The 22,782-nt window shown below is 57.1% G+C and carries 22 protein-coding genes; 6 read left to right on the plus strand and 16 right to left on the minus strand.

Going from position 1 to position 22,782, the window contains the following annotated elements; translation table 11 throughout:
- Positions 1-37: 37 nt before the first annotated feature.
- On the plus strand, positions 38-697 hold the full coding sequence (locus ABLQ08_RS25935) for a GntR family transcriptional regulator (RefSeq protein WP_352948457.1): 660 nt from the start codon (positions 38-40) through the stop codon (positions 695-697).
- A 48-nt stretch (positions 698-745) separates the two neighbouring features.
- Here the strand turns inward: ABLQ08_RS25935 and ABLQ08_RS25940 are convergent, their stop codons facing one another.
- Positions 746-1,690: a GlxA family transcriptional regulator gene (locus tag ABLQ08_RS25940; RefSeq protein ID WP_352948459.1), complete on the minus strand. Its 945-nt coding sequence runs from the start codon at positions 1,688-1,690 to the stop codon at positions 746-748.
- Between the two features lie 95 nt (positions 1,691-1,785).
- Here ABLQ08_RS25940 and ABLQ08_RS25945 point away from each other — a divergent pair, with 95 nt between their 5' ends.
- A complete protein-coding gene (locus ABLQ08_RS25945) occupies positions 1,786-2,334 on the plus strand; it encodes a cysteine hydrolase family protein (RefSeq protein ID WP_352948462.1) in 549 nt (182 codons plus the stop codon).
- 57 nt (positions 2,335-2,391) lie between these two features.
- On the opposite strand, the gene ABLQ08_RS25950 is transcribed toward ABLQ08_RS25945, so the two are convergent.
- The 4 genes from ABLQ08_RS25950 to ABLQ08_RS25965 form a co-directional block, all read right to left on the minus strand.
- Complete coding sequence (locus tag ABLQ08_RS25950; protein ID WP_352948464.1) at positions 2,392-3,252, minus strand: Rossmann-like and DUF2520 domain-containing protein; 861 nt, start codon at positions 3,250-3,252, stop codon at positions 2,392-2,394.
- Between the two features lie 129 nt (positions 3,253-3,381).
- Complete coding sequence (locus ABLQ08_RS25955; RefSeq protein WP_352948467.1) at positions 3,382-4,101, minus strand: spermidine synthase; 720 nt, start codon at positions 4,099-4,101, stop codon at positions 3,382-3,384.
- Between the two features lie 93 nt (positions 4,102-4,194).
- Complete coding sequence (locus ABLQ08_RS25960) at positions 4,195-5,391, minus strand: CynX/NimT family MFS transporter (RefSeq protein WP_352948824.1); 1,197 nt, start codon at positions 5,389-5,391, stop codon at positions 4,195-4,197.
- A gap of 83 nt (positions 5,392-5,474) precedes the next feature.
- Positions 5,475-6,152: a FadR/GntR family transcriptional regulator gene (locus tag ABLQ08_RS25965; protein WP_352948470.1), complete on the minus strand. Its 678-nt coding sequence runs from the start codon at positions 6,150-6,152 to the stop codon at positions 5,475-5,477.
- 161 nt (positions 6,153-6,313) lie between these two features.
- On the opposite strand from ABLQ08_RS25965, the gene ABLQ08_RS25970 reads away from it, so the two are divergent.
- Both ABLQ08_RS25970 and ABLQ08_RS25975 read left to right on the plus strand, forming a co-directional pair.
- Positions 6,314-6,970 (plus strand): HAD family hydrolase, encoded by a 657-nt coding sequence (locus ABLQ08_RS25970; protein ID WP_352948472.1) that lies wholly within the window; start codon positions 6,314-6,316, stop codon positions 6,968-6,970.
- Between the two features lie 240 nt (positions 6,971-7,210).
- Positions 7,211-7,747 carry a DUF2165 family protein gene (locus tag ABLQ08_RS25975; protein WP_352948475.1) on the plus strand — a complete coding sequence of 179 codons (537 nt, stop codon included), beginning with the start codon at positions 7,211-7,213 and terminating at the stop codon, positions 7,745-7,747.
- An 81-nt stretch (positions 7,748-7,828) separates the two neighbouring features.
- Here the strand turns inward: ABLQ08_RS25975 and ABLQ08_RS25980 are convergent, their stop codons facing one another.
- The 8 genes from ABLQ08_RS25980 to ABLQ08_RS26015 all read right to left on the minus strand — a co-directional run bounded on the left by ABLQ08_RS25980 (position 7,829) and on the right by ABLQ08_RS26015 (position 17,131).
- Positions 7,829-8,605, minus strand: a complete 777-nt coding sequence (locus ABLQ08_RS25980) for an SDR family oxidoreductase (RefSeq protein WP_352948477.1) — start codon at positions 8,603-8,605, stop codon at positions 7,829-7,831.
- The gene (gene denD / locus ABLQ08_RS25985; RefSeq protein WP_352948480.1) at positions 8,602-9,588 is read right to left on the minus strand and encodes a D-erythronate dehydrogenase; all 987 of its coding nucleotides are present in this window, start codon (positions 9,586-9,588) and stop codon (positions 8,602-8,604) included. The genes ABLQ08_RS25980 and denD overlap by 4 nt, the downstream gene beginning before the upstream one ends.
- Positions 9,589-9,821: 233 nt before the next feature.
- Entirely contained in the window at positions 9,822-11,654 is a 1,833-nt protein-coding gene (locus ABLQ08_RS25990) for an aminopeptidase P family protein (protein WP_352948482.1), read from the minus strand.
- Positions 11,647-12,642 carry an ABC transporter ATP-binding protein gene (locus tag ABLQ08_RS25995; protein ID WP_352948484.1) on the minus strand — a complete coding sequence of 332 codons (996 nt, stop codon included), beginning with the start codon at positions 12,640-12,642 and terminating at the stop codon, positions 11,647-11,649. The genes ABLQ08_RS25990 and ABLQ08_RS25995 overlap by 8 nt, the downstream gene beginning before the upstream one ends.
- Positions 12,639-13,640, minus strand: a complete 1,002-nt coding sequence (locus tag ABLQ08_RS26000) for an ABC transporter ATP-binding protein (protein ID WP_352948487.1) — start codon at positions 13,638-13,640, stop codon at positions 12,639-12,641. Before ABLQ08_RS26000 ends, ABLQ08_RS25995 begins: the two co-directional genes overlap by 4 nt.
- Positions 13,637-14,503 (minus strand): ABC transporter permease, encoded by an 867-nt coding sequence (locus ABLQ08_RS26005; RefSeq protein ID WP_352948489.1) that lies wholly within the window; start codon positions 14,501-14,503, stop codon positions 13,637-13,639. The genes ABLQ08_RS26000 and ABLQ08_RS26005 overlap by 4 nt, the downstream gene beginning before the upstream one ends.
- Positions 14,500-15,441 (minus strand): ABC transporter permease, encoded by a 942-nt coding sequence (locus ABLQ08_RS26010; protein WP_352948492.1) that lies wholly within the window; start codon positions 15,439-15,441, stop codon positions 14,500-14,502. The genes ABLQ08_RS26005 and ABLQ08_RS26010 overlap by 4 nt, the downstream gene beginning before the upstream one ends.
- Positions 15,442-15,532: 91 nt before the next feature.
- Positions 15,533-17,131 carry an ABC transporter substrate-binding protein gene (locus ABLQ08_RS26015; RefSeq protein ID WP_352948494.1) on the minus strand — a complete coding sequence of 533 codons (1,599 nt, stop codon included), beginning with the start codon at positions 17,129-17,131 and terminating at the stop codon, positions 15,533-15,535.
- A 285-nt stretch (positions 17,132-17,416) separates the two neighbouring features.
- Between ABLQ08_RS26015 and ABLQ08_RS26020 the strand changes: the two genes are divergently transcribed.
- Positions 17,417-18,013: a helix-turn-helix domain-containing protein gene (locus ABLQ08_RS26020; RefSeq protein ID WP_352948496.1), complete on the plus strand. Its 597-nt coding sequence runs from the start codon at positions 17,417-17,419 to the stop codon at positions 18,011-18,013.
- A gap of 90 nt (positions 18,014-18,103) precedes the next feature.
- On the opposite strand, the gene ABLQ08_RS26025 is transcribed toward ABLQ08_RS26020, so the two are convergent.
- Positions 18,104-19,735, minus strand: a complete 1,632-nt coding sequence (locus tag ABLQ08_RS26025; protein ID WP_352948499.1) for a methyl-accepting chemotaxis protein — start codon at positions 19,733-19,735, stop codon at positions 18,104-18,106.
- Between the two features lie 164 nt (positions 19,736-19,899).
- Positions 19,900-20,658, minus strand: coding sequence for a substrate-binding periplasmic protein (locus ABLQ08_RS26030; RefSeq protein WP_352948501.1), 759 nt, complete (start codon positions 20,656-20,658; stop codon positions 19,900-19,902).
- 341 nt (positions 20,659-20,999) lie between these two features.
- On the opposite strand from ABLQ08_RS26030, the gene ABLQ08_RS26035 reads away from it, so the two are divergent.
- Positions 21,000-21,872: a bifunctional allantoicase/(S)-ureidoglycine aminohydrolase gene (locus ABLQ08_RS26035; RefSeq protein ID WP_352948504.1), complete on the plus strand. Its 873-nt coding sequence runs from the start codon at positions 21,000-21,002 to the stop codon at positions 21,870-21,872.
- Here the strand turns inward: ABLQ08_RS26035 and bhcR are convergent.
- Positions 21,853-22,701, minus strand: coding sequence for an HTH-type transcriptional regulator BhcR (gene bhcR / locus ABLQ08_RS26040; protein ID WP_352948507.1), 849 nt, complete (start codon positions 22,699-22,701; stop codon positions 21,853-21,855). The two genes, ABLQ08_RS26035 and bhcR, sit on opposite strands and share 20 nt — an antisense overlap.
- Positions 22,702-22,782 lie beyond the last annotated feature (81 nt).

A 22,782-nucleotide genomic window follows, 5' to 3' on the forward strand; every position in this document is an offset into this window, starting at 1 on the left:
CCTTCCCGTAAAAGACGGAGCAAGGAGAGACGTTGCTATGAAACTGAAATCGATGGACATTTCCGCAACGGCGTCAGCGTCTTCAATTGTGTTCGACGCTCTTAGGAAAGCCATTATCGGAGGCCAGCTGGAAGAAGGCGAACCGCTGCGCCAGGACGAAATCGCGCGTCTTTTCAACACCAGCCGTATTCCGGTCCGGGAAGCGATTTCCCGCCTTGAAGAACAGGGGCTGGTGAAAACGCAGCGCTACAAGGGCGCCGTCGTGGCGGGATTGTCGCCTCAGGAAACGGAAGAGATTTTCGACCTTAGGGCTCTCGTGGAGCCCGAAATCATCCGAAACGCGGTGCCTTTGATGTCAAAGGAACTGCTGACAAAGGCTCGTGACAAGTGCGCCGCCTTTTCTGCCTCTTCCGACCCCATGGAATGGGGCGATCTCAACCGGGACTTCCATGAAACGCTCTACAGCGCCAGCGATCTGAAATTCTTCCTGGAAATCGCCCACAACGCCATTGATCGTGTCGAGCGCCAGATCCGTGCGCAATTGGTCATGAGCAACGGCATGGAACGTGCCGGACGTGAGCATTTCGGCATTCTGGAAGCCTGCGAAGAGGGGGACGCCGAGCAGGCCGCCAAGCTGACCAGAGACCATATTCAGGGTGCAAAGAAATCCCTTCTGGCACATCTGCCACTCAGCTGAAGCAACCTATCAGGCCCCTGCGATTGAGCCGATAACCGCCTTGGTTGCTCAACTGCCGGCGGGTGCAAAGCGTCTTCGGTATTCGCGGGGCGACAGACCGACGATTTTCTGAAACAGCTTGCGAAACGCCGAAACATCCAGATACCCGACGTTCAGGGCAATGGTTTCGATATTCGTATTCGTCAGCTCCAGCTGCTCTCTCGCCTTTGCAATGCGCAGACGTTGCAGATACTCGGACGGATTGAACCCGGTCGCCGCATGAAAACGACGCAGGAAAGTGCGTTCTTCCTGTCCGGCGGCGGCAGCCATTTGCGGAACCGTCACCGCCGATTGGTAATTGGCCTGCAGCCAGTGCTGCGCCTTAAGAACCCCGGCATCGCCATGGGTCAGGTTCGGCGAAAAGAGGTTGTAGTAGCTCTGCTCACGTTCGCCCGGGTCAATCAGGAAAAACCTTGCGGTTTCCAGCATAACCGCCGGTCCCATGAAACGAACGACCAGCCTCAGTCCAAGATCCGTCCAGGCCATCAAACCACCTGCGGTGATGACGTCACCATCATCGATTATCAGCCTGCCGGCATCCAGCTGCACTTCGGGATATGAGCGTGCGAATTCCTTTGCCAGCGCCCAGTGCGTCGTTGCCTGGCGGCCGCTCAGCAGGCCGGAAGCGGCGAGCGGAAAGGCCCCGGCGCAAATCGAGCATATCAGTGCGCCGTGAGCGTGTTGCAGCGCGACCCAACGGGCAATTTCTTCAAGATCCTCACCTTCGGGGCGTGCGCCCAAACAGGGAGGCAGTATGACGATGTCGAAGTTGCCGGAGCTGCCGGGTGAAAAACCATCAAGCAGCTCAACCTGAAACGAGCGCTTGTTTGCCGCCTCTGCCTGCTGAAACCTGCTTGCGGCTTCAAGCAGGTCTTTCAGACCAAGGACAGCGGCCTGCTGAGCGCAGGAATATGCCGCGATGCCGGTCCGTATGATCTGATTGCTGAACGTCATTTGTCAGATCTAACCTGAATTATGTCAATTCCGCCAATCACGCTTTCGGGACGGCGCAGCGTATATCAAAACTCACCACAAACGAGGAGACACACATGTCTAGTTCCGCGCTCGTCCTGATCGACATCCAGAACGATTACTTTCCCGGCGGCAAATGGGAGCTGCACAAGATCGAAGAATCTTCTGCAAATGCCCGCCGTTTGCTGGATCAGGCCAGAAACAAGGGCGAGCTGATCGTCCATGTCCGTCATGAGTTTCAGGGCGAAGACGCACCGTTCTTCGAAGCTGGCTCACCTGGTGCGGACATTCACCCCTCCATGCAACCTGCCGAGGGAGAGCCGACTGTGCTCAAGCACCATGTCAATTCATTCCGGGAAACAAACCTGAAGCAGATTCTCGATGAGCACGGTGTCACCGATGTCACCATTGCCGGTGACATGAGCCATATGTGCATCGACGCCGCAGCCCGGGCTGCCGCCGATTTCGGCTATGCGGTCACCGTGGTGGAAGATGCCTGCTCTTCCCGTGATCTTGAATTCAACGGTGAAACAATCCCGGCCGAGAGCATTCACAAGGCCTATATGTCGGCACTCGGATTTGCCTATGCCACGGTCCTGACCACAGACGCCTATCTGGCTGCCTGAACACAAAAGCCTGCAGCAGCAACCGCGCAGCTCACATGCGCGGTTGCGGACAGGTCTTCATTTTTCGGAGGTTTCGTAACCCTGCGTCGCACCTTCGGACTTGAGCATGCGGGCAAGCGCGCTCATCTCCTGGTAGATCCTGCCGGCCGCAGGATGCCACCTGGCAACATCTTCTCCTTGCCTTGTGACAACAAGGTCGTCACCCCGCGCCGCAGGACCCGTCAAAGCCTTTTGCGGCCTCTCCGCCGAGACGTTTTCAAAAGTCGCCTGCAACATGGAATTGTTCAGTTTCACGGCAATGTCGTCCGGTACGCCCGCCTCTGCCCAGGCCTCCCTGGCAATGGCCTGCAGAACGACCGTGAAGTTGTTCGAGAACACGGCTGCGGCGTGATAGAGACTTTTGCTTTCAGAACTGATCGGGAAAGTTGCTGCGCCAAGCTTCTCCAGCAGCGGAGTGATGACTTCCAGAGCCGTCGCGTCGCCTTCAACTCCGCAATGCACGCCATTGAATTGCTCTTTGGCAAGCTTGGGCGTCGCAAAGGTCAGAACCAGGTGTACACTTGCCAGATGCCAATTCAGTTCTCGAAGAGCTTCCAGTTGCTCGGCAGCGCAAAAACCGCTGCAATGAAAGGCAACCGCTCCTCTGTTTTCGCGTATTGAAAGCACGTTTGCCAAACGCTCCGCCACGGCGGCAATCTGCGTATCGGGAACGGCCAGTATCCAGAGATCCGCAGGGCGGAGATCGGCCCAGTCCCGCACGGCACGGCCGGCGCCGGCGAAGCCGACCGCCTTTTCAGCCGATGAATGGCTGTTGCTCAAAACATCCTGAACCGTGCAATCTGACTGATCGCCCAGCAGGCCAAGAAGCGTTTGACCGACCCGCCCGGCCCCGATGAGGTTCACTGTCATTCGCGACATATGGAATGTCCCTGTTTTGCACCAAGTTTACCAGCTGCGCACAATTCACATGACCGACGTCACAAGGGTCCCGCTCGGGTCATTGAATGTGTGTTTGTCAAGTTTTGAGCCGCTGGAACAGACACCCGATCAGGCTTTGCGTCCAAGGTACACGGCCTGGGTCATCTCCCGTCCATCTTGCAAAGGATTGGCAAAAACAACCGGCTCGGCCCAAGCCTCTTCAAATGCCTCTCCAAGCAACGCGGTTATTGCCTCTTCCGGCGCTTCATCGGACCAAAGCCCCACGATTCCGCCCGGTTTCACAAAACGTTTCAAATCGCTCAAACCATCGGATGTGTAGAACCCTTCGGACTGACCATGCAACAGCCGCTCGGGTGTGTGGTCAATGTCGATGAGAATGGCATCATACTGATGGCCCGGCCTGTTCGCTTCAAAGCCATCATTCGACGTTGCGAGTGCGAAGAAATCTCCCTGCAACAACCGGCAACGGGGATCATCGGCCAACTCGGTCTTCATCGGCACAAGGCCTTCCTTGTGCCAGCGGATCACCGGCTCCAAAAGATCGACAACCGTCAGCCGCGTGACCGCATCATGCGCCAGAGCAGCCTGTGCGGTGTAACCCAGGCCAAGCCCCCCCACCAGCACATCCAGACCTTCTCCGGACAAAGCTGCGAGCCCCAATTCAGCAAGCGCCACTTCGGACGCCGTGAAGAGGCTCGACATCAGATGTTCTTCGCCGAGAAGAATTTCAAAAACATCGGTTTTGAGTGCCAATATGTGCCGTCGACGCAGAGAGACTGCGCCAATCGGCGTCGGTGCATAATCCAGTTCTTCAAACATAGCGCTCATGGCGGCACCATGACTTCAGAATGCCGTTTTGAAAAGAGCAATCTGGAAACACAACCTGGTCTTGTTGCGGGTCCTACAGCCCGATAAACCGATTCACCTGCCTTCCTTTTTTTCGACATGTGTGTTCACGACCTCTGCCCGGCCGGCAAACCAGCCATTTACTGCAGCCCCGAGGCCAAGTGCCACAAACAGAACCGCCGTCCAGGCGAAGCTGCCGGTCCAGCTTCGAATGAGGCCGACAATCAACGGACCGATTGCCGCGAGAATATACCCGACGCATTGGGCCATTCCGGAAAGATGTGATGCGCTGTGCGAATCCCGCGTCCTCAGAACGATCAGGGTGAGAGCAACTGCGATCAGCCCCCCCTGACCGATGCCCTGCAGGATTGCCCAGAACCAGACGGTTGAAAGCGGCGCAAACTGAAGACCCAGCAGCGCTACCACTGCGAGCGCGCAAAGAGCCAGATTGATAAGGCGCTGATCCTTACCGCGCACGGCAAGATGTGGAATGATCAGGCAGGATGCGGCCTGGACCATGACCGAGATGGACACGATCGCACCTGCTGTGACACCGTCCAGTCCCCGTGCCCTGAGGATCGGCACAAGCCATCCGAATACGCAATAAGCGAGTGCGGACTGGAGCCCCATGAACAAGGTAACGTGCCACGCAAGTCTGTCGTTCCACAGACCCTTGACGACGAATTTCTCTCTTCTTGCCGAACGCTTCGCAAAAACAACCTGGGGAAACCAAAGAAGACCAACCAGAAAGGCCGGTAGTGCCCATATTGCCAGAGCGGCATCCAGTGAGCCACCAAAGGCATCCTTAAAGGGGATCGTAAGACCTGCACCGCCCGCAGCGCCCGCGCATAGAGCCATTGTGTACCATCCGGTCACGAGCGCTGCCTTGTCCGGAAAGTCTCGTTTGACAAGACCGGGCAGGAGCACATTGCCGACGGCGATACACGCCCCGGCAAGCGCGGTCCCGAGAAAGAGCAGAGGAACGGAAGACAGGCCTCGCGCCGCCGTCCCAACAGCCAACAGGAGAACAACGGCAAGCAATGTTCGCTCCGTACCGATTCTAGCTGCAAGGCGCGGCGCCAAGGGCGAGAACAGGCCAAGGCAAAGCACGGGAAGCGTAGTCAGCAGACTTGCCCCGGTCGTGGAAAGACCAAAACCTTCGCGGATCTCCAAAAGCAGGGCCGATGCGCTGGAAAAGACCGGACGCAGATTGAACGCAATGAGTACGAGACTGGCTCCCAGCAGAAATCTTGCCAGGACATTCGGCTTGATGCTTGTCTCGACAGCTGGATCGACACGAGGTTCTCCGGTGTCGATCAGGCCAGCCTCTTCAGGACTTACAGCGGTCACCCGGGTCACGACGCAAGCAATCGTTCAAGGTCCCTGAGGACCGGTGCCATGAACCGGCGTACGGCAGCATCCGCCTGTTCCGGATCGCCCGTCTCGATTGCATCGATTATGGCTGCATGAGATGCCATGTCGGGCTCTTGCAGCTCTTCCCCCAACGTTGCCTCGATGGTTTCGCTGATGAGCGTGGAAAAGAAATCATACATGTGCACGAGCACACTGTTGCAGGACGCAGCCACGACAGCCTTGTGAAACGCAAGATCGCGCGCAACAAACCCGGCCTTGTCGCTACCGTTAAAGTTTCCACGCTTTTCAAGCAGGGTCCGCAGCTCTGCAATCGCGGCCGGTGACTGGCGAATGGCGGCCAGCCGTGCTGCTTCCGCATCAAGTGCGAGTCTTGCTTCGAATTGATCGCGCAGGTTCGCCCGTCGTGCCATTGTCAGAGGACGGCTCGCATCCGCTGTCGAAAGAACGTAGGTGCCAGAGCCCTGACGCGTCTCCAGATAACCTTGCGAGACCAAGACACGCACCGCCTCACGGACAGTCCCCCTGCTAATTGAAAGAAACTGCGAGAGTTTTGCTTCGTTCGGCAGCTTTTCACCAACCGGCCAGCGGTTCCCCACGATCTCAGCACGGATCGCCTCGACGGCGCTATCGACCAGACTGGTCTTCGCAAGTGCATGCATAACTAGATCACCTAATCATCAGATGACTTGACTATATTGAAACGCCGCCATTTTGTCTATTGCTCGTGGAGCCCCCTGGAAACCTTGAAACATGGACGACGTCGCTTCAAATCGCGTATGACGACCACAGGACTTTCCACGCTGACAGAGTGAAGACTCAAATGGATGTTGCCGCCGTTATCTTCGATATGGACGGACTTCTTCTGGACACAGAGCGCCTGTCGATAAAGGCCAACCAAATGGCCTGCCGGAAAATGGGGTTCAGCCGGGACATCGATCATTTTACTGCCCTGGCAGGCAAAAATCGTGAAACGGTTGCGGAAATACTGAGCGAGTGGACAGGGCGCAAGGTCGAGTGTGATGCATACCATCAGCGTTGGAAATCAGCCTACAACGCGCTGACCCAGGACGCGATTGACCTCCGGCCAACTGTTCTCAAATCCGTCGATCTCATTGACAGGATTGGACTTCCAAAGGCGATCGCCACGACGACGGAGAAGGAACACGCAGTTAGGAAACTGGCAGTGGCGGGACTGGACGGCCGGTTTCAAACCATCATTGGCTTTCACTGTGTCCAGAAGAGAAAACCCGCGCCGGATCCGTATCTTGCCGCTGCCGCAGCGCTCTCGCTCGACCCATCCAGATGCGTGGCATTCGAGGACAGTGACACGGGAGTTCGTGCGGCCCTGGCCGCAAAGATGACCGTCGTACAGGTGCCGGACGTCGCTCCGGCACTGGAACGGCGCGCGCATTTCCGCGTAGAGAGCATCTGGGAAGGATTGACTGCGATTGGAGTTGTCGACGGGAAGGTAAGTTGATGACCTGTTTTGCCCCTTTCCACCCGAGAAGATGGGAATTGCTGCGTAGGTGCCTCGTGAGCTTGCCTGATACCGATATGTCCCAGACGCTGGTCGGCGTTGCGGGCGTGCCAATTTCAATCATCCGCGGCCTGTTCCCCACACGTGATTGAAGACCTTTGGCAAGATTGCAATCTTCTGCTTGGCTTGGCACTCTTCGACATGCCTTGAACAATAGCGCGGAGTGCCGGCGAGAGAGACATGCTCAGGTATGCTGACGGAGATTTTTGGATTCGGAGTTCCAAGGCCCTGCTCGCCTTGATTGTTGGCATGTGGGCGCTTGCTGCCGCATATGGCAATGTTGCCGACTACGGCACCAACTGGATCTATGTGCAGAACATCATGTCGATGAGCGCCACACAGGATGACCCGATCGTTGCGTGGCGGGCCATCGATGACCCTGCAGTGCAGCGTGTTGCTTACGCTGCCATCATTGTCGGGGAAGCCGTGGCAGGAGCGTTTTTCATCCTTGCGGGCATCCTGATGGGACTGCGCATAGGGAAACCTTCCCGTAGTTTCCAGGCGGCCAAGGCACCTTACGCCATTGGCCTCATTGCCGCGCTCCTCGTGTGGTTGTTCGGCTTCATGGTGGTTGCGGGCGAGTGGTTTCAGATGTGGCGGTCACCAACCTACAACGCTCAGCAATCCGCTTTCATGTTTTACGCGACGATGCTCTTGGCAGGCGTCTATATTTTCCAAAAATCCGAAGAGCCTCTCGCTCCACCGGACAGCAGATGAGTGATGCCGGACTGCGAGCTGGTGAAATCAAACCGTTGCGCATCCATTGTCTGCGTTCACCAATCATCGCCCTTGCCTAGACTAGCCTCGACCGACAAAAGGCATCGTCGTTGCCATAACGGTCAATGTCAGTACATTGGCGTCAAGCGGCAGTCCGGCCATATAAACAACAGCCTGCCCGACATGAGCCGGATCAATGGTCGGTTCGCTCGCGACGTCTCCATTCGCCTGTAGAACCCCCGCGCTCATCTTCGCCGTCATCTCGCTTGCCGCATTGCCTATATCGATCTGGCCGCAGGCAATATCGAAAGGGCGACCGTCAAGCGAAGAGGATTTGGTCAGTCCGGTTATGGCGTGTTTGGTCGCCGTATAAGGAGCGGAATTCGGCCGGGGCGTCGTTGCTGAAATCGAACCGTTGTTGACGATCCGGCCACCGCGCGGCGACTGCTCCTTCATCAGGCGGAATGCGTGCTGCGTGCAAAGAAATGCCCCGGTGAGGTTCGCAGCAACCACGTTGCTCCACTCCTCATAACTGATTTCTTCAAGTGGAACCGGGGAGTTACCGATGCCTGCATTGTTGACGAGAAGGTCCAGACGGCCGAACTCTTCGCGGATCTGGTCGAATAGCGCGCTCACCGACTGAGGATCTCCGACATCGGCTGCAATCCAGCTCACGTCGTGACCCGTTTCACCGGATATTTCGGCAGCTGCCTTGCCGAGTACATCCGCGCGCCTGCCTGAAAGCACGACCCGCCATCCCTCGGCGCTCAATGCCTTCGAGACCGCTCTGCCGACGCCCGTACCGCCTCCGGTCACAAGCGCGATCTTGCCTCTCACATCGACACCACTTTTCGTCATGCGCCTGCACCTCCCAGTTCGTCTTCAATATGGATGCGGATGATATCGTCAAAACGCGTTTCCGCCACGAAGCCGAGCTCTTTCGCCCGCTGTGCTTCAAAATCTTCCGGCCAACCGGCAACGATTTTCTGAATGTCCGGATCCGGCTCTCTGCGGATCAATCGAACGGCCCTTTCACCAGCGACACGCCGCAACGCATCGATCTGCTCGCTGACCTGGGCAGAAAGTCCCGGCAGAGTGAGATTTCGGCGTGAACCCAACACCGCAGTATCCATTCTGGCCGCGTGCACAAAGAAACCAACGGCTGCACGCGGGCTTGCAAACCAGTGACGAACGGTGTCCTCCACCGGCAGGACCGCCTCCTGTCCAACCAGAGGTTCACGCAGGATGTTTGAGAAAAATCCGGACGCTGCCTTGTTCGGCTTGCCCGGGCGGATGCAGACCGTCGGAAGGCGCAGTCCTATGCCGTCGAAGATGCCCTTACGGCTGTAATCTGCGAGCAGAAGTTCACAGATAGCCTTTTGAGTGCCGTAGCTGGTGAGTGGCGTGGTGAAGAAGTCATCCGCGATCCTGGGTGGGAACGGCTGACCGAAAACAGCAATGGAAGACGCGAAGATGATACGCGGACGATAGGCCTCCCGCATACTTTCGTGGCGAATGGCCTCGAAGATCATCCGGGTGCCATCCAGGTTGATGGCATAACCCTTGTCAAATTCAACTTCCGCCTCTCCCGAAACGATGGCGGCCAGGTGAAAGATCAGATCCGGCCGGCCGGAAATCAGCTTCTCGGGTTCCCCGGATGCTGCCAGATCGACTGTTTGTGCGGAGGCAATGTTCTTCAAGGCCGAAGGTATGGGTGGTGCCACAACATCAGCCAGGGTCAGCTTGCTGATCTCGAACCCGAACAATTCCAGGTCCGCCGACAGTGTTTCCACCAGCTTGCGCCCAAGCATGCCGGCGGCACCGGTCACGAGTACATGCATTCGCGGCGATCCTTCTGTTGTCCCACCTTGATTGGCGGATTGAGCTGCACGCTCCCGATCCGCCGAAAGATCCGGCGCCAGTATCGCCTGCACAACTGAAGGAATTCAACAAGCTTGAGCTCAACCACATCGTTGACTCAATTGCACATACGCACGCTGATTGGCCATTTCTGCCAACGCAGTGGCCGGCACGGCACCGGGTCTCACTCACCAATTGCCGTGCCCAAGATATCTCAGACGGCCTGCTGCCAGCCGGATGAGCGCCGTGCAACCGGACGGCATGCTGCCGTTAACCAGCGTTTGGCGTCTACTGAACACCTGGCAGCAACCAGCTCTTCCACCTTGGCGTGATAGGTGTTGAGCCAATCGGTTTCGGCTTCCGACAAACGGTCAAGGATCAGTGCATCCGTCTGGATCGGGATCCATGTGAGGTTCTCGAAATAGAGGAAACCGTCATCAGCCTCGCGAATCTCGAAGAGATTTTCAATGCGGATGCCATAGCTCCCGGCCTTGTAGTAACCGGGCTCGATCGACAGAACCATACCTGTAGCCAGATCGATCGGATTGAAAGGCTTGCCGATCCTCTGCGGCTGCTCATGCACGGATAGCCGGTGGCCGATGCCGTGTCCGGTGCCGTGGTCATAATCAAGACCAAGGTCCCACAGCGGACGGCGGCAAATCGCATCGATATGATGGCCTTGCGTACCTTTTGGGAACCGCAGTGTCGCGAGTGCGAACAGCGCTTTGTAGACTGCGGTGTAGGCTTCAGCATAGCCCTCCGGCAACGTGTCGAAACTGTAGGACCGGGTCGCGTCGGTCGTGCCCGTTTCATACTGACCGCCACTGTCCAGAAGATATGGTGCGGACGGCAGAACGGGCGCGGAAACGTCCGGATCCGCTGCGTAGTGGCACATTGCGGCGTTGGCACCGGCGCAGGAGATGGTGTGGAAGCTCTCGCTCAGGAATCCCGGTCGTGCCTGACGAAATTCGAGAATTTTTGCTTCCGCTTCATACTCACTCACCGGATTGCCAGCCGCCGCGCGGGAGGGAACGGTACTCTGCAGCCAGAAACCGAACTCGACCCAGGCGACAGCATCTTCAACATGACAGGCCCTCAGCCCTTCCAGCTCCGTGTCGTTCTTGCAGGCCTTGGCCGAAGTGACCGGGCTCAGACCATGGACGGCTTCCGCCTTGGCTGCCCGTACCAGATGTGTCACCGCGGCCGGTGAGAAATCCGGATCAAGCATAACCTTGTTGCCCGGCTTCACCTCGGCGCAAAGAACGTCAAGAAATGCATCCTTGGGATGAAGCTTCAGCCATTCCGGCAACGTGTCATCCAATCCGTCTTCAAACTTGTCCCGGTTAACGAACCAATGCCCAACTCCCGTCTTGTCCAGAAGCAGGAAGGACTGTGGCATCGGATTGTAGGCAACGTCATCGCCACGGACATTCAGGAACCAGGCGATGTTGTCCGGTTGGGTTTCCACCAGGAAATCCGCCTCTTCCGCCATCATCAGTTCCAGCAGATTGCCGCGCTTCTGGCTCGCTGACACTCCCGCGAACTGGAGCGGAAATGCGCTGATGGTGCCAAAGGGTTCCGCCGGCTGGTCGGCCCAGACCGCGTCGACCGGATTGCCGGTCAGCGGCGTCATCACTGCCCCCGATGTGGCGGCCGCACCTTCGAAGCGCTTGACCCAATTCGGCGGCAGCAGCATGGCGTCATAGCCGATCACCCATTCAGGTTGCGCCGTCTCGGCAAGCCAGGCTTCCGGTGGATTTTCAAAGAGGTGATCACGCTCGATCAGATGGGCGGGACACTGGTTCTGCGCCTGAACCGTATAGCGGCCATCGACGAACAGGCGCACCCGGTCAAGCATGACGATCGCGACCCCGGCCGACCCGGTAAAACCGGTTACAAAACCAAGTCGCTCGTCGTGAGGCGCGACGTACTCGCCCTGGTGCGCGTCGAAGCGCGGCACGACGAGAGCATCCAGCCCGCGTGTTTTCATTTCCTCGCGCAGTGCGGTTAGGCGTTCAGCCAGAACGGCGGAGCGGTTTTCAGGCATTCTCGATCTCTTCAGCATGATGACAGGCAACTGCCCCACGTCCCGGGATCGGGCGCAGCCGCGGCAACTCAGTCGTACATTTCGGGGTCTTGTGCCGGCATCTCACATGGAAGGGGCAGCCGGGGGGAATATCCAGAGGAGACGGCAGTTCGCCTTCCAGATGAATTTTCTTGCCCTTGTCGTCCGGATCGAGCGAGGGTGCTGCGCTGAGCAACGCCTGCGAATACGGATGAGAGGGATTTGCAAAAAGCGTTTCGCTGTCGCCCAGCTCCACGATCCGGCCGAGATAAATGACCGCGACCCGATTGGAAACGTGGCGCACGAGACGCAGGTCATGCGCAACAAACAGGATGGTCAGGCCAAGCCGTTCCTGAAGATCAAGAAGCAGGTTGACGATCTGCGCCTGGACCGACACATCAAGTGCAGAAACGAGCTCATCGGCAATCAGCACTTCCGGCTCCACCGCCAATGCCCTTGCAATCGCAATCCGTTGGCGCTGACCACCTGAAAACTGGTGCGGATACTTTTCAAGCGCATCCTTGGGCAGCTGCACAAGCTCCATCAAGGCCGAAAGGCGCCCAGGCAGCTCTTCCTCGCCGCACATTTCATGAACGCGCAAGGCTTCGCTCAGTATCTGCCCCGTCGTCATGCGCGGATTGAGCGAGGAATAGGGGTCCTGAAACATCATCTGGACACGGCGGTTATAGGTCCGGTCCTTGCGCTCATCAGCGGAAAAGACATCCTTGCCGTGAAACAGAACCTGCCCGCCGCCCGGTTCGTGCAATCTGACAATGCAGCGGGCAAGGGTCGACTTGCCGCAACCGGACTCTCCAACAACACCGAGCGTTTCACCCCGTTTCAGATCAAGGCTGACGCCATTGAGAGCGTTGACGTTCCGGGCCGGCCGATTGCCGATGACGTCAAGAACTGTACGCTTGCCCCTGAAACTGAGACTGATGTCGCGAATTTCGAGAACGGGATCACTCATGCGGCCGCCCCTCCCTCACTTTTCACCTGATTGAAACAGGCGACAGACCGCCCGGTACCGGCCCCGACAAGATCCGGCCTCGACGTTTCACAGATCTCTGACTTATGAGTACAACGCGCCGCGAATGCGCATCCGGCCGGAAGGGATAGAAGAGAAGGCGGCGTTCCCGGGATGGAATAGAGCGGCGTTCGCGGTGGTACGTTTTCCGGCACCGAGCGCATCAGCCCAACCGTATAGGGATGCTGGGGAGCGCGAAGAACGGAGCGAACCGCCCCCTGTTCCACAATCCGGCCTGCATACATCACCGCAACCTGGTCGCAGGTTTGCGCAACGACCCCGAGGTCGTGCGTCACCAGAATGACGCCCATGTCGAAATCCTGCGCAAGCGACAGGATCAGATCGAGGATCTGCGCCTGAATGGTGACATCAAGCGCGGTTGTCGGTTCATCCGCCAGAAGCATCCTGGGTCTTGCGGCAAGGGCAATCGCAATCATCACCCGCTGGCGCATGCCGCCCGAGAACTGATGCGGGTACTCCCCCAACCGGGACGCAGCGGCCGGAATGCCGACAACGTCAAGCATTTCGATTGCCCGCTTCTTTCGCTCCGATGAACTCATGTCCGTGTGCGCTTTCAGCGTCTCGTCGATCTGCAGCCCCACGGTCAGAAGCGGATTGAGAGATGTCATCGGCTCCTGGAAGATCATGGCGATTTCACCGCCACGGATTTTTCGCATTTGCGCTTCGGGCGTTTCGACGATGTTCTGCCCGCACCACTGGACAGAACCCGTCGTAGTGCCGTAGCGGCGCGACAAGCCGAGGATCGAGCGCAGGGTTACACTTTTTCCCGATCCGCTTTCTCCGACAAGTCCGAGAACTTCGCCCTTGTTGACGCAGAAGCTGACGTCACGAACCGCCGGGATGGATGCCTGGCCGGCCCCGAAGGTGGTGCACAGGCCGGATACCTCCAGAAGAGGTGTTTGAACGCTTTTCAAGGTCATCCGCGCGGCCTCAACAAATCTGCAATTCCGTCGCCAATCAGCGAAAATCCAAGCCCGGTCAGCACGATGGCGATGCCAGGCATGAGGCTGAGCCACCAGGCAGTGGTAATGAAGTTGCGCCCTTCGGCGATCAGCACGCCCCACTCCGCCTGCGGTGGCTGCGCGCCAAGCCCGAGATACCCGAGCGAAGAGCCGAGCAGGATGGCCAGCGCCATGTCGGTCATCCAGTAGACGACAATCGGAGTAATCGCGTTGGGCAACAAGTGCCGGAAAATGATGCGCAAGTCGGAATAGCCCATCACGATGCCGGCCGACGCATAGTCGTTGCCCATCTGGGAAATGACTTCAGCCCGCATGAGCCGTGCATAGTACACCCAGCCGACAAGGGTGATCGCGATATACATGTTGACCAGTCCAGGCCCGAGAACCGCGACCACCGCGATGACCAGCACCAGAAACGGAAAGGTGATGATGGCATCGACCACCCGGCCGAAAATCATGTCGGCAATGCCACGATAATAACCAACCAGGGCGCCGATCACGACACCGATGATCAACGCAAATATTGTGGCCAGAACCGCCATCTGCATATTGACCGAATAGGCCCAGATCACGCGCGAAAACGAATCCCGCCCCAGCAGATCCGTGCCGAAGGGGTGCAGCCAGCTCGGTGGTTGGCGCACAGCGGTATAGTCGATGAAATTCGGATCGTAAGGAGCGAACACACCTGGAAACAACGCCAGAATGGTCGAAATACCGATGATCGTCGCGCCAACCATGAAGCCCGGCTTGCGGAGCGCCATCCTTATCCGGCTCGGTTTTTGAGCCGGTGCGGCGTCTTGAGAAAGGGACAACTCGCTCATGACAGACGCATCCTCGGGTCAAGCCAGCTCTGGAACAGATCCGTCATCAGGAAGACCAGCGACACCAGAACGGCAAAAGTCAGGGTGAGCCCCTGTATCAGGGGGTAGTCACGGGCGAAGATCGCCTCCAGCATGAGCCGCCCGACACCTGGCACCGCAAAAACAGTCTCGGTCACCAACGTTCCACTCATCAGCTGTCCGATCGACAGACCCAGCAGGGTGACAGTTGAAATCAGGGCGTTCTTCAGAACGTGCCGGCCAAGGATGAGCCGGGACGGTAGCCCCTTGGCGCGTGCAAACTGAACATACTCCGCGTCCAGGACTTCGATAATTGCAGCCCTGAGGTTCCTCATCAGGATTGCGGAAGTGTAAAGCGCGACCGTCACGGCGGGCAGAAAGAGATGATACATCCGGTCCCAGAAGGTCTCGCCGTAGCCCCCAACCGGGAACAATCGCAACTGAGCTGCTAGGAATGTCAGCAGGATCAAGCCGATATAGAACACCGGCATGGACAACCCGACCTGAAACACGGCCCTGATCAGATTGTCCTGCCACCTGCCGCGATTGACCGCCGCCAGGAAGGCGAGCGGCCCGGCGATCAGGATCGACAGGGAGATCGCGTAAACGGCCAGGAAAATGGTTGTCGGCAGCCGTGCCAGAATAACGTCGAGGACAGGTGCCCGCAGCAGGATCGACCTTCCGAGGTCACCTTGAAGCGTGTTGGTCAGGAAATACCAGAACTGGGCCAAGAGCGGCGCGTTCAGTCCAAGTTTTTCGCGGATTGCGGCGATGTCCGCGTCGGAGGCCTTGTCGCCCGCGATCGCGATTGCCGGGTCGCCCGGCAGCAGCCGGACCAGAAGAAAAATGATGATCATGACAAGCAGAAATGTCGGGATCATCAGAACCAGACGGTTCAGGGTGTATTGAATTCCGGCCATTTCTCTTGCCGTTGATATTTGTGAATGCCGGGAGGTGAGATCCAGATGCCCGAGCGGACCTCACCTCCCATCCTGAAAGGATACTTGCTGATCAGCGATCCAGCGAAACGTTTTCGAATACGTTGTTGCCGAGAGGCGTTTGCAGGTATCCATCCACCTTTCCTGAAACAGCGACGGCAAACGGCGTTTCGTACATGAACAGGAGCGGTGCCGCTTCGGCATAGATTTCCTGCATCTGCTTGTACTGATCCGCGCGTTTTTCTGAATCCATCTCAGTAGACGAGGCTTCATACAGGGTGTTGAAATCGGCATTGTTCCAGCCGGTGCCAACTGCCTTGCGGGTCGGGTAATATCCCAGCCAGCCGGTAACCTGGCTCGGATCGTTCACATCGTCCACCCAGCCATAGGTGTGAATGTCGAACTCGCCCGAGCGGTTCTTCGCACCACGTGTCGCACCGTCGACCTGCTCGGCGACGAGATTGATGCCGATCGGCTGCCACATCTGCTGTAGCGCGGCAAAGATGGTGGCATCGTCTGCAGAACCTGCCAGTGTCGTCAGCGTCACTTCTGTACCCGGCTCAAGTCCGGCTTCCGCCACGAGGGCCTTGGCCTTTTCCAGGTCGTAGCCATAAAGCGGGCTCATATCGACGGCCAGACGCGTTGCGGACGACATTACCGGTGAAGACATCGGCTTGCCGGCACCTTGCAGGACCAGACCGATCAAGGCTTCCTTGTTCGTCGCGTAGTTGATGGCCTGGCGTACGCGCTTGTCAGCCAGAGGATTCGGGGACCCGTCAGCCCGTTTTTCCCGCGTGTTGATCGGGGAATAAATGATCCTCGTGGAGGGGAAGAGGTTCATGTTGATCGACGGGTCCGCATCCAGTTCGGCAACACGTGAGAACGGGATGAATTCCGCGATATCGACTTCACCGGCCGTCAGTTTCAGAACGCGGGTGGCATCATCCGGAATGATCTGGAAGTTGACACCGTCGATGTAGGGCAACGGTTTTCCATCCTCGCCCTGCTTCCAATAGTGCGGGTTGGCGGTAAAGGCCATGGACGCACCCTGCTCAAAACCGCTCAGATAGAACGGCCCTGAGCCCAGGCCCGGTCCACCCTTGGCGAACAAAGCAGCCGATTTTTCCTGGTCGGTTGCACCCGGAGCCGCCTCGAATGCCTTCTTGGAGACGATCGCGGTGTTGAATGTGGCCAGCATCGACAAAAGCGCCGGATCCGGATTTTCCAGCGAGATGGTGATGTTGCCGCTGTCTGCACTTACCGAGGAAATTGCAGAAAGAAGCCCCGCCCAGGGTCCGAGATCCGGGTTGCGGGCACGGTCCAGCGAGAAGACCACATCTTCGCCCGTCACCGGGCTGCCGTCAGAGAATTTGACACCGTCGCGCAGGACGAGCGAAACCGTCTTGCCGTCTGCGGAAACTTCATAGCTTTCCGCCAGCGAGCCAACCAGATCGGTCCCGTCTGCAGTCGGCTCCAGAAGCGTGCTGAACAAACTGCCGACCATCCAGATGTCAGGGTTGCGGTCCGCGTAAATCGGGTCAACAAGCTTCGACCCGTCATATCTTGCAAAATTCAAAGTACCGCCGCGCTCGACCGCGTCGGCTGTTCCAATCGTAAAAGCGCCTAGAGCCGTGCTCATTGCCAGCCCGACGGCAAGTGCTGCAGCCTTCATGGTGTGTCCTCCCAGATGCACATGTCATGATGGGTTGAAGCTTATCCAATCGGCATGTCGTCGCAAGATATTTTTTTAGTATATCTGCTAAAATTTTGACATTTTTAGATTTAACTAAAGATTTTTAGTTCCTTTAAGTCTTTGACTTAATACAATTATTCGAGATATCTCTCATTTTAAAATCCACTAAAAAAAATTTTAGTATTGATAAATTTTGTCATTTGACGAAGGCTGGATATAAGCGATCCGAGGCGATATAAGGGAACGCCGGAATGGAGGACCTTGATGACAACAAGCGGGCAGGCAGCCACACCAGCAGCTGAACAGGACACGCCAAATTACGGCGCGGTCATCCGGCAGCGACGCAAGGCCCTCGGCATGACGCTTGAGGATGTCGCCAAGGCAACCAACCTGACAATCGGATTTCTGTCACAGGTTGAGCGCGGCATCAGCTCGCCGTCTCTTTCTTCCTTCATGCGCATAGCCGGCGCATTGCAGACCAGCCTCGAGCAACTGATCAAGGTTCCCGAACCTTACTCCGAATACGTTTCAAAAAACGCTCGCCAGTCCTATGTGCTTGGAAAATCAAAACGTCTTTACGAAAAACTCGGCCCCGGATTTCCCGGAGCGCTGACCTATCCCTGCATCATCCATCGCCCGCCCGGACATGTCTCCGAGCACATGCAGCATGAAGGTGAGGTATTTTGCTATCTGTTGTCCGGAAGCCTGGAATATCACCTCGGGGACAACGTCCACATTATGACGCCGGGTGACTGCATCCATCATGACACCAGCAAGCCGCACTTCTCCAAGGTTCTGGGAGACGAAGAGTCGGTCGAATTGTGGGTCAGCTCAGCTCCCATAAAACACACAGGCGGCTGACGCCCCTTTGCCTCCAACGCATTCAGGAATGCGCAAGATGCCGTCCCGACCAGGATGCGTCATGACCGGGACATGGCATCAGGACTGCCCTCAAGCTGAAGCAACCTTGGTCAGGAAACCATCAATCCTTTCAGCAAGCTTGCCGGTGTTTTCAGCAACTTCGGAAGACGTCCTGGACACGTCCCCTGCCGATTGCGACGTCTCGTCGACCGCGGACTTTACCCCAGTCATGTTTTCGCTGATTTCACGCGTACCGGAGGCCACTTCCTGGATGGAACTGCTGATCTCCTCCGTTGCGCTTCCCTGTTGCTCAAGCGCGTCGGTGATGGAACCGGTAAATTCATTCACCTGGACCATCACTTCGGCAATCTCCTCGATCGCGGCAACCGTGTCGGCAGAAGCTCCCTGGATCGCATTGATCTGGGAGGAGATTTCCTCAGTTGCCTTGGAGGTCTGATTGGCGAGCTCCTTGACTTCTGCCGCGACGACGGCAAACCCCTTGCCCGCTTCACCGGCCCGGGCCGCTTCGATTGTCGCGTTGAGCGCAAGCAGGTCGGTCTGCTCGGCAATGTCCTGGATCAGTTGCAGAACCGCGCCGATCTTCTGTGCCGAAGCCGCCAGGCTGGCAACCTGCTCGTTTGCAGATGTCGCCTTGGTATTCGCGGCTGAGACCACTTCGCTTGTTTCGCCGATCTGGCGTGAGATTTCCGCGATTGAAGACGATAGCTCCTCAGAAGCAGAGGCCACCGTTTGAACGCTTGCATAGGCCTGCTCGGTCGCCGCCGCGACCGTTGCCGCCCGCTCCGCGTTGACGGTTGAAATTTCCATCAAGGTTCCTGAAATCCGGCCCATGTTCTCGGTAGACCGGGTGACAGGTTCCAGAAGCCCTCCGGTGTCGTCACGGAATTCGGCAATCAGCTCTTCGAGGCAATTCTGCCTTTGCCGCTCATTCTCGACAGTCTGCTGCTGCTCTTCCTCCAACTCGCGCTGACGCAAACCGTTGTCGCGAAAAACTTCGACTGTACGTGCCATCTGCCCCATCTCATCGGCGCGTTTCACGTAAGGTATTTCGATACGAAAACTGCCTTCAGACAGAGCCGTCATTGTTCGCGACAAATTGCCGATCTGACCCGTTATCCTGCGGATGAGAGCAACCAGAACTCCGGAGACGACGGCAATCGCAATCAACGTGACGACCAGCGCGGTCCACAAGGCCTCATCGCGCGCTCTTTGGATAGCCGTCTTGTCGAACCCGACGTAATAATAGCCCAGCGTTTGCACCTCATCACCGTCCATGCGAACCACCGGCTTGATACCGATCTCATAGTCCGCATCTTCAAAAAACGCCGTCTGCCTGCCGCTGTCCTGTTCGCGAATTTCGGCAGGTATCCTGGCAACCAGTGCCTCGGCTTCCTCATTCTGCCTGGTCAAGGATGCGAAAATGCTGCCGTTTTCCTCCTGGACCACTGCCCAAGAAAAATCTCTGTTTGTCAGAAGCGGCGCCAGCAGGCTGTCCGCAAGGTCCTGATCGAAATCCCAGATCGCGTTTCCGAGTGCCTGATTTGTCAGGTTGGCGCTCATTTTGATTTGCTGTTCGTAGGCCTGCTGAACCGCAGAAACCCGTTGCATTGCCGAGACATATGCAAACACAGCGAATGCCAGAGCGACAACCAGAACGATGGGTACCGTCGTGGTGAACTTTACCGATTGCCAGAATTTCATGATTTTCCCCGGATAAACTGGGTGATCGTGAAGAAGGCGGGAAAAGAAACCGACACAAAACCGCTGCGACACGCGGTTCGGCGTCACGAAAAGATCCAGTTCAAGCCCTTGAAGTAGCGATCACCCGGTATGCTTCGCGGCCCGGCATGCCGGGCCACGGTGGTTTACTGGGCGAGCGGCCAGTCCTTGACGTAGTCGGTGACGCCGTATTTCGCGAGGGTGGCGGCGTAATCGTCCGAAGCTTTGAAGCTGGCCAGCAATTCGTTGAACCGTGCAAGGTCCTCAGCGGAGAATTTCTCATCCGCGAAAGCTATGCCGAGCGGCACACTGCCGACGGCCAGCGGCAGCAGTTCAACCTGCGAACGGGTCGCACTCTTGTCCAATTGTGCAAGCGACGCGATCGAAGAAAACACCGCTGCTTCAAGACGGCCACCGAGCACTTTTTTCAAGTTGGTCTCATCGTCCTTTGCCGGTTCAACGGAAACACCCTGAGCCTCCAGGGACGGGTAGGCAAAGCCCCGGCGTCCGCCGATTTTCTTGCCCCTGAGATCCGACAGCGAGGAGAAGTCGAATGCTTCTCCCTTCTTGACCACGAGGACATTATAAGCTGTCAGGATGGGATCGCTGTAGTGGGCCTGCGACGCCCGCTCGTCGGTGCGCAGGACCCCGATGGCCACATCAATTTCCCCTTGGTGAATGGATTGATAGAGCCTGGCAAATGGCAGCCGAGTCGCGGAGGCGTCATATCCCATGTCCTGCAAAATCCTGTTGCTGGTGTCTCCCAGAATACCAACGGGATCTCCTTCTGCGCCGACACCTGCAAATGGCAGACTGTCACCCGTTCCCAAGGTGAGCTTTTCCGATGCCAAAGACGGCCATGTAAAACCAACTAAAAATGCAAGTGCTATGCCGATTTTCTTCATGAGATATCCCTCTCCCAAACTATCTTGAGAATCACCATGAATAGGCAAACATATTTTTTCAGTAATCCACCTCAGGTATTTGCAAGAACGATTTTCAAATCAAACCTTAAAATCAATTTTCACTTCATTAACTCTTTGATGCATTCACCAATACATAAAACCGATTTAAATCACATGGTTTGTAAAGGCCTGGACGGGCTACCCATTTTCAATCGCATACGGCTAAATGCGTATTTATTTTATTGTTTTTCCGAAAGGTTCTCATTCCACATGCCCCATGGTCCCCGCGGGTTTTGAGCGCCATAGTCTTGGAAAACCAATAGATACAAGAAAGGTGGCCCGTGTCTCATTCGTACTACGCTCCAAAAGGCGGTCATCCAGGGCAGGAAACGCTTTTGACCGATCGTGCCGTGTTCACGGACGCCTATGCCGTGATCCCGCGCGGCACAATGCGAGACATCGTGACGAGCAACCTTCCTTTCTGGAATGACACCCGGCTTTGGGTGCTCTCCAGGCCCCTGTCAGGATTTGCCGAGACCTTTTCCCAGTACATCATGGAAGTCGCTCCGGGAGGCGGCTCCGACAGGCCCGAGACCGACCCTGATGCGCAGGGCGTCCTGTTCGTTGTCGAAGGCGGAGCGGAGCTGACCGCTGATGGTCGGACCTATGACTTGCGGTCGGGAAGCTACGCCTATCTGCCACCGCAAACGGACTGGACATTCAAGAACAAGGGGAGCGAACCGGTCCGCTTTCACTGGGTGCGCAAGGCTTATGAGGCTGTTGACGGACTGGATTGGCCCGAGCTTTTCGTCACTCATGAAAGTGAAATCACACCGTCTGAAATGCCCGGCACCGATGGCAAATGGGCGACCACTCGTTTTGTCGACCCTTCCGACCTGCGCCACGACATGCACGTGAATATCGTCAATTTCGCACCCGGTGCCGTTATTCCCTTCGCGGAGACCCATGTGATGGAACACGGGCTTTACGTTCTGCAGGGCAAGGCGGTTTACCGCCTCAACCAGGATTGGGTCGAAGTCGAGGCTGGCGACTACATGTGGCTGCGCGCCTTCTGCCCGCAAGCCTGCTATGCCGGCGGCCCCGGGCCGTTCCGCTACCTGCTTTACAAGGACGTCAACCGGCACATGCCGCTGAGACCCGCTTCGCGCTTTGAGGCGGGCACCAAGGCTGCGTTCAGGTCCGCGGCTGAGTGACCTCCCCACCCAGCGCGATCGTCAATGCTTTGGCAGCCTCTTTTACCGAGGCTGCCAAGGCATCGATCTTGTCAGCCGAGACGCGGCTGGTCGGACCGGAAACAGACAGACCGGCAACGACTTCGCCGTAATTGTCAAAGACCGGAGCAGCGATACAGCGCATGCCGAGGTTCTTTTCCTCTCCGTCAATCGAATATCCACGCGCTCGGATCTTCCCCAGATCATCCTTCAATGTCTCCGGATCACATAAGGTGTGCTCGGTAAATCTCTCCAACGAGCTTCGTTTCAGGATCCGGTCACACTGGGCCTCTTCCATGAAGGCAAGCAGGGCCTTGCCGATCCCGGAGGCGTGCAACGGCGACAACGTTCCAGGTGGAAAGAACGCCCGGATGTTCGCATGAGTCTCGACCTGACTGACAAAAAGAACATTGCTTGACTTTTCAACGCCCAGATTGGCCGTTTCCCCGGTCTCTTCCATCAGTTGGCGCAACACGGGCCGGGCCCTTTCAACCAGGCTGGTCCGCCGAAGAAAGCGGGCCCCGATAATGAAGGCTCCGGGGCCGATATGCCAAAGCTGTTGCGCCTGATCGAATTCCACCAACCCTCTCGTTTCCAGCGTGAACAGGATCCGGTACAGCGTTGCGGTGGATTCGCCGAGCTGCTCGGAAAGGGCAGACAGGGACACCCCTGACTGGGTGCTCAGATGCTCGAAAACCGCCATGGCACGGTCCAGCGACTTGATCGTATTCTGGCTGGATTTGTCGTCCCAGGCCCGAGGCCGGCCGCGCGCACGGCGGCTGGCATTGCGGTCCATTTTCATCTCATCCATGAGACATTCTCTCCAAAAAACGAAAAATCAATTCATCATATGAAAAATTCATCTATTTGACAACATTAGGTTTTTTCTTCT

This window comes from Roseibium sp. SCP14, assembly GCF_040329475.1.
Classification (GTDB): Bacteria; Pseudomonadota; Alphaproteobacteria; order Rhizobiales; family Stappiaceae; genus Roseibium.

Coding starts and splice junctions, on each gene's coding strand:
- bhcR (WP_352948507.1), bottom strand. CDS start 22,701: ATGGATGAGATGAAAATGGACCGCAATGCCAGCCGCCGTGCGCGCGGC.
- ABLQ08_RS25975 (WP_352948475.1), top strand. CDS start 7,211: ATGCTCAGGTATGCTGACGGAGATTTTTGGATTCGGAGTTCCAAGGCC.
- ABLQ08_RS25970 (WP_352948472.1), top strand. CDS start 6,314: ATGGATGTTGCCGCCGTTATCTTCGATATGGACGGACTTCTTCTGGAC.
- ABLQ08_RS26005 (WP_352948489.1), bottom strand. CDS start 14,503: ATGAGCGAGTTGTCCCTTTCTCAAGACGCCGCACCGGCTCAAAAACCG.
- ABLQ08_RS25980 (WP_352948477.1), bottom strand. CDS start 8,605: ATGACGAAAAGTGGTGTCGATGTGAGAGGCAAGATCGCGCTTGTGACC.
- ABLQ08_RS26020 (WP_352948496.1), top strand. CDS start 17,417: ATGACAACAAGCGGGCAGGCAGCCACACCAGCAGCTGAACAGGACACG.
- ABLQ08_RS26010 (WP_352948492.1), bottom strand. CDS start 15,441: ATGGCCGGAATTCAATACACCCTGAACCGTCTGGTTCTGATGATCCCG.
- ABLQ08_RS26030 (WP_352948501.1), bottom strand. CDS start 20,658: ATGAAGAAAATCGGCATAGCACTTGCATTTTTAGTTGGTTTTACATGG.
- ABLQ08_RS25965 (WP_352948470.1), bottom strand. CDS start 6,152: ATGCATGCACTTGCGAAGACCAGTCTGGTCGATAGCGCCGTCGAGGCG.
- ABLQ08_RS25945 (WP_352948462.1), top strand. CDS start 1,786: ATGTCTAGTTCCGCGCTCGTCCTGATCGACATCCAGAACGATTACTTT.
- denD (WP_352948480.1), bottom strand. CDS start 9,588: ATGCATGTACTCGTGACCGGTGCCGCCGGCATGCTTGGGCGCAAGCTG.
- ABLQ08_RS26000 (WP_352948487.1), bottom strand. CDS start 13,640: ATGACCTTGAAAAGCGTTCAAACACCTCTTCTGGAGGTATCCGGCCTG.
- ABLQ08_RS25995 (WP_352948484.1), bottom strand. CDS start 12,642: ATGAGTGATCCCGTTCTCGAAATTCGCGACATCAGTCTCAGTTTCAGG.
- ABLQ08_RS26025 (WP_352948499.1), bottom strand. CDS start 19,735: ATGAAATTCTGGCAATCGGTAAAGTTCACCACGACGGTACCCATCGTT.
- ABLQ08_RS25955 (WP_352948467.1), bottom strand. CDS start 4,101: ATGAGCGCTATGTTTGAAGAACTGGATTATGCACCGACGCCGATTGGC.
- ABLQ08_RS25935 (WP_352948457.1), top strand. CDS start 38: ATGAAACTGAAATCGATGGACATTTCCGCAACGGCGTCAGCGTCTTCA.
- ABLQ08_RS25940 (WP_352948459.1), bottom strand. CDS start 1,690: ATGACGTTCAGCAATCAGATCATACGGACCGGCATCGCGGCATATTCC.
- ABLQ08_RS25950 (WP_352948464.1), bottom strand. CDS start 3,252: ATGTCGCGAATGACAGTGAACCTCATCGGGGCCGGGCGGGTCGGTCAA.
- ABLQ08_RS25990 (WP_352948482.1), bottom strand. CDS start 11,654: ATGCCTGAAAACCGCTCCGCCGTTCTGGCTGAACGCCTAACCGCACTG.
- ABLQ08_RS26015 (WP_352948494.1), bottom strand. CDS start 17,131: ATGAAGGCTGCAGCACTTGCCGTCGGGCTGGCAATGAGCACGGCTCTA.